The organism is Mesorhizobium sp. BHbdii, assembly GCF_053848045.1.
Window position 1 is genome coordinate 1 of sequence record NZ_JBSPKX010000244.1, and the last position, 428, is coordinate 428.

At 61.2% G+C, this 428-nt stretch carries 1 pseudogene; it reads left to right on the forward strand.

Features of this window, described 5'->3' with window-relative positions:
* Positions 1–129 precede the first annotated feature (129 nt).
* Positions 130–428: pseudogene (locus ACWTU8_RS32850) on the forward strand (glycine C-acetyltransferase); the annotation flags it as partial.

Here is a 428-nt window from a genome sequence, read left to right on the forward strand (position 1 = left end):
TGGTGATGGCCTGGGCTATGCCCGTACGTTGTCATCTGATGCTGTCTGGCCACCTCGTCCGGTCGCTTTTGCGATGGATTTTTTGCGCGGGCAGGACGACAGTCTGCCCACGTCAAACGGGACCTGATCATGACCGCAGCATTTCTCTCCCATATCGACAGCGAACTTGCCGGGCTCAAATCGGCCGGCCTCTACAAGTCCGAACGGGTGATTTCCTCGATGCAGTCGGCACGGATCGAGGTCGGTGGCGAGAAGGTGCTGAACTTCTGCGCCAACAACTATCTCGGCCTCGCCGATAGCGCCGACCTGCGAAAGGCGGCCTCGCGGGCTCTCGACCGCTACGGCTACGGCATGGCGTCGGTGCGCTTCATCTGCGGCACGCAGGAGGAACCCAAGGAGCTCGAAGCGACGATCTCGTCCTTCCTTGG